Here is a 5112-nt window from a genome sequence, read left to right as displayed (position 1 = left end):
AAGTTTTCTTTACTGATGATGAATGTACTGTAAATATTCTCAGGTACTTTCATGATCTGTTTTAGCTGCGGGATAATTCCTTCAGCATATATTTTTGCGTCGTCAAAACTACTAAAGTTCCCGACGTAAATTAGCTGATCATTGTCAAATTCTGTCAAATGATGCTTTAAATTGTCTCCTGTGTAGTTTCCACGGTTAAATTGGCCGATGCCAAAACGAGAAGAACTTAGGGTTAGGCTGGCATCTGCAACGTCGATGACAAAGTAATAGGTTTCAGATTTAGCAGAACTGAAGATACTTTCTGGTTTTTTTATTACCGGATCTGCAGGTTTCGCCGGGGCAGGTATTGCTGGTTGAACCACCGGAACTATAGCTTGTGGCTTAGAGACTTCTGGTTTAACCGGTGCTGGCGCCGTTGTTTGAACACCCAGCTGTTCTTTTGGTGGTTGTACTGGTGTACTTGCAATCTGCTGTTCCATAAACCTTGGCTCTCCGAGATCAAAGTCGGTAAGGGCTATTTTTCTTTTTTTGAAGACGGCCAGGTGCTGGTCTATATAGGCCAGGTGGTCTTGTACCAGAGGAGTAATCAGTTTATCATCCGGAAATTTGCTGACAATCTCTTTGAAGGCATTGATCAGGCTATCTACATTATTGGTTCTTCCAATGGCTATAGATTTTAAATAGGAAAATTGTGGAGAAAGGTAATTGCTAGGGGAAATTTCGTTTAATGCATTTACATCAGTGATAACCTGAATGAAATCTTTTTTTTCGTAAAGGCTAAAGATATTATTATATCGTTTTGTGATTTCTGCTTCCTGTGCGGATTGTCTGACGGTGAAGTTAGGATCCAGAATCGTTTTTGCATAAACCGTAGATGGAAATTGTGTTAGTACCGTGTTTTTATATCCGGAAGCTTTTGCCGGATTGGATGTCTTGTAGCTTAAATATAGGCCGTAGTTGATAGCGGCCAGATGATTGTTATCCGGAAATCTTTGGAGCAGGAGTTCATAGATCTTTGCAGCTTCTTCGTTATCGTTTAGTTCCTGCTGGTAGAAGTTTGCAATCTCATAATAAGCATCAATGATCTTTTGATTGCTGGCTTTAAGAAGCTCAGGGCTGAGGGGCAGAGCCGCAATATATGCTTTGATTTTAGCAGAGTCACTGACCAGGGTACCTGGTGTATTGTCTGGATTGTTTGGCAGGCCGGAATTGTCTAGATTAGCCACATTCTGAGTGTTGGCTTGTGAGGAGGAACGAACACTTTGTCTCCAGTTGTCCTCTAATTTACGGTTGCCCCATCTCTTTTTGAAATCCATGAAACCATTGCTTACCGCTGTCGTATTTGCAAAATAGAAGGTGTTTACCACTGCTGCTCTTTTTCCTGAGTTTTGTGTGTTATTCTGATAAACAGGGAAATTACTGTTGAAGTTTAGGCTTTGTTCTGCAGGTTTTTTTACTGGAGGTGTTACAAAAGCTTCAATTCTGGGTTTACGCTCGGGTTCAGGAAGTTTAGCAATTAACTGTAATGTGTCCTGAAGGGATATGGATTCGTACCGCCCGGTCAGATACTCCAGATTTTGGTCCTTTTTAAGGATGAGATCGTAACCGCTATAGTTTTTTGGCAGTGTGTTTACCGTACTGTCATAATAAGCTTTTGCTTTCAGGTAGTTCCTGTATTCTTTAAAATTAAGGTCTGCGATCCGGAGGTAGGACAGGCCTTTTTGGTAAGGATTTCTTGTGCTTGCACTTACAGACTTCAAATAATATTTTTCTGCGCCCTGATAGTCTTTTTCGTCTGCATAGCTTTGGGCAATCTGATAAAAGATCTGGTCGATATAATCTGTATTCTTGTCGTCTTTCAACAAGGCCGAAAGCTCCTGCTTACGGTTAATGTTCTCTCCGCTTAGCAAACCTTTGACCCTTATTCTACTGAGGTTGGCATTAAAATAGAGTTCAAATGCAGCATTGCTCTTTTGTACCTTGATATAGTCTTTCAGTGATGGATGGTAATTTTTTTCTTCTTCATATAATTGCCCAAGGATATAGTGCCATCTGATCTCGTTTCTTTTTATACTGCCTTCTTTGAGTGCAGATTCGAGGTAAACAATGGCATCTTTATAGCGGTTAACAGCGATACTCATTTGGGCAAGAGTGGCCAGGGGTTCTGCTCTTTTTCTTTTGATGAATTTGAGGTTCTCTTCCAGTGTGTCAAGCGTGAAGCCTGCCTCTCTTAGATTGTTCAGTTGCATCAGACTTCTTGCCTTTCCGTTCAGTGCCTGTACATATATAGGTAGATTGTTTTTATAGGTTCTGGTCACGTAGTCAAAATATTCCTGGGCAACAAAATAGTTTCCCTTTAAAAATTGAGCTTTCCCAAGAAGCAGGTATGCATCGTCTATATAGTTGCTGAAACTTTTCTCCGCAATGATCGTTTGTGCTTTATGGATTACTTTGTCCAGGGCGGCACTGCTCACAGAACCGCTAAATGGATCTCTGGCATTGGGGTCAAATTTTTCGGGCGCAATATAAACAGGTAGGATATCATTGAAATTATCTGCATAATTGTCGCTGAGCTCTGCTTCGTAGTTATCCAATATAACGTTGGCATTATAAAAATAATTATAGCGGGCGGTTAAATTTTGCATGCTTCTGCTTGCGGCAGTGTCTTTGGGAGTACCGCAGGATGCAAGGATGCAGGAGCCTAAACAAATTAATATTATCTTTAGGCTATGAATAGCGTAATTTTTCAAAAGCACTTGTTGAGTTTAATTTCAATTAAAATGTATACAAAAATATTTTATTCAGCAATTAATTCTAATGAATTGGTGTTTTTTATTTGATAAGGTTATGGAAGACTCTAACAATGATAAAGGGCAGGGGCCAGGAAATTTTATTAAATACTCTGGTATTGGTTTCCAAATGCTGGCTACAATAGGTGTATTTGCATTTATTGGTTACAAGATCGATGATCATCAGCATAACTCTAAGCCTATATTTACTGCCATATTTAGTCTTGCTGGTGTTCTTTTGTCTTTATATCAGGTTGTGAAGCAATTGAATAAAAAATAAGAATGGCTTCTCCAAAGGTATTTTTAATACTTTTGTAAAAAAATGGAGATAAAATTGAATTTAGTAAAATTTACGTTGTTCTATATAGCTTATGCGCTCATACTTGGTGGAGTTGCCTCAATGCTGCCGTCGTTTTTTCCTGACCAAACTGTTCTCGTTCCAAAATTCTGGTTGGTCTTTGGCTTTCTTGGGGGGATCACTTTTATTGCTTATGTAGTGGTTTATCTGGGTATGAAACGCAATCCGGAAACGGCAATTATGGCCATAATGGGGTCGATAGCGCTGAAAATGTTGTTCTCTATGGCTTTCGTCCTGATTTACAGCTTGAAAAGCAAGGGAAATGGTCTGGTTTTCGTCCTGAATTTTTTTTCTTTATATTTATTGTTTAGCTTCTTTGAAATATACTGTTTGTTATGTAACTTGCGCCACCAAAATAAATAGTAAAAATCTGCGAGTAAATGGATTGTAGCCACGTTTTTGATTTTAAAGTGAAAAGGTTAATTGTTGTTTTTACGCTTTTTTTAGCGTTTTTTTCTGTTACATCACCTGCGTTAGCGCAAGTTGATACGCTGCAGGCGGCAGAAAATTCCCACTCCGAACCTGAAGGTAAAGAGAAGTTTGATATTGGAAAATTTGCATTGCACCACATTGCGGATTCCCATAGCTGGCATGTGATTGGTGAACATTATATTCATCTTCCTGTTTTTCTGTATACTCCAGGTGGACTGGTTAGCTTCAATTCTTCAGATTTTCAGTCTGATGATGAAGCTAAAGTTGTTGTGGAAAAAGGCGGTCAGCGCTTTGTGAAAATGCATGAGAAAATCTATTATGCATCTGCAACTCCAAACGAGCACGGACAATACGTTCAGCTTGACGAAAAACATCATGCATCCAATGCGCGTCCTTTAGATCTGTCGATTACTAAGAATGTTTGTACATTGCTGATCTCTATTGTTATTCTTTTAGCGGTGTTTTTAAATGTTGCAAATGGATATAAAAAACGCAAAGGTAAATCCCCTAAGGGTTTGCAATCCTGGATGGAGCCTATTATTCTTTTTGTGCGTGATGATATTGCCAAGCCAAATCTTGGCCACAAATACGAGCGCTTTATGCCTTATTTGTTAACTGTGTTTTTCTTTATATGGTTCAATAACATGCTTGGACTTGTTCCATTTCTTCCCGGAGGAGCAAACTTAACAGGAAATATCGCAGTAACTATGATCTTAGCGATTGCTACGTTTTGTTTGACGGTGTTTAACGGTAATAAGTATTACTGGAAACATATTTTTGCTCCTGAAGTCCCTAAATTGATGTGGATTGTAATGATCCCCGTAGAGATTGTTGGAATTTTCACTAAGCCAATTGCCTTGATGATTCGTTTATTTGCAAACATCACAGCAGGACACATTCTTATGTTGTCTCTGATCTGTTTGATCTTTGTTTTTAATAATCTATGGGTTTCAGCAGCATCTATACCTTTTGCTATGTTTATTGGCGCCATTGAGTTAATGGTTGCTTTTATTCAGGCCTTTATATTTACGATCTTGTCGGCCTTGTTTATCGGTATGGCTATAGAAGAACACCATTAATCAGAATTTTTAACAACTATTAATATATAAAATCATGATTACAGGAAGTATTGCTGCAATTGGTGCAGGATTAGCTGCGATTGGCGCTGGTCTAGGTATCGGTAAAATTGGTGGTTCCGCTATGGACGGTATCGCTCGTCAACCGGAAGCTGCCTCTAAAATCCAAACTGCGATGTTAATCGCTGCTGCCTTCGTTGAGGCTGTTGCGCTTTTCGCAGTGGTTGTTGCCCTGATGGGTAATGGCTAGTAAACTTGTACCTGGCAGAAATGCCGGGTACAAATTTTTAAAAAAAAGAGAAAACAATATATAAGATAGAAAATGGAATTATTAGTACCTGAGTTTGGTTTAGTTATTTTTCAGACAATAGCATTTTTATTGTTAATGTTTGTTTTAGGCAAGTTTGCCTGGAAGCCAGTATTGGCAGCAATTAAAGAGCGTGAACAATCTATTGAT

General features: G+C 38.9%; 5 protein-coding genes and 1 pseudogene. 5 read left to right on the top strand and 1 reads right to left on the bottom strand.

Features of this window, described 5'->3' with window-relative positions:
• Positions 1-2645, bottom strand: a 2645-nt coding sequence (locus DBR11_RS15890; protein WP_108553636.1) for a tetratricopeptide repeat protein, incomplete at its 3' end; no start/stop codon positions are given.
• A 202-nt stretch (positions 2646-2847) separates the two neighbouring features.
• Here DBR11_RS15890 and DBR11_RS15885 point away from each other — a divergent pair.
• From DBR11_RS15885 to DBR11_RS30560, 5 genes and pseudogenes are all read left to right on the top strand, one after another.
• Positions 2848-3069 (top strand): AtpZ/AtpI family protein, encoded by a 222-nt coding sequence (locus tag DBR11_RS15885; protein ID WP_108553639.1) that lies wholly within the window; start codon positions 2848-2850, stop codon positions 3067-3069.
• Positions 3070-3111: 42 nt separating this feature from the next.
• Positions 3112-3510, top strand: a complete 399-nt coding sequence (locus DBR11_RS15880) for a hypothetical protein (RefSeq protein ID WP_233260780.1) — start codon at positions 3112-3114, stop codon at positions 3508-3510.
• 17 nt (positions 3511-3527) lie between these two features.
• Positions 3528-4658, top strand: a complete 1131-nt coding sequence (gene atpB / locus DBR11_RS15875; RefSeq protein ID WP_108553635.1) for a F0F1 ATP synthase subunit A — start codon at positions 3528-3530, stop codon at positions 4656-4658.
• Between the two features lie 37 nt (positions 4659-4695).
• Positions 4696-4905 (top strand): ATP synthase F0 subunit C, encoded by a 210-nt coding sequence (atpE, locus tag DBR11_RS15870; protein ID WP_108553637.1) that lies wholly within the window; start codon positions 4696-4698, stop codon positions 4903-4905.
• Positions 4906-4977: 72 nt separating this feature from the next.
• Positions 4978-5112, top strand: a pseudogene (locus tag DBR11_RS30560) (F0F1 ATP synthase subunit B); the annotation flags it as partial.

The organism is Pedobacter sp. HMWF019 (genome assembly GCF_003061025.1).
Lineage (GTDB): Bacteria > Bacteroidota > Bacteroidia > Sphingobacteriales > Sphingobacteriaceae > Pedobacter.
This window is presented reverse-complemented; position numbering and strand designations above follow the sequence as displayed.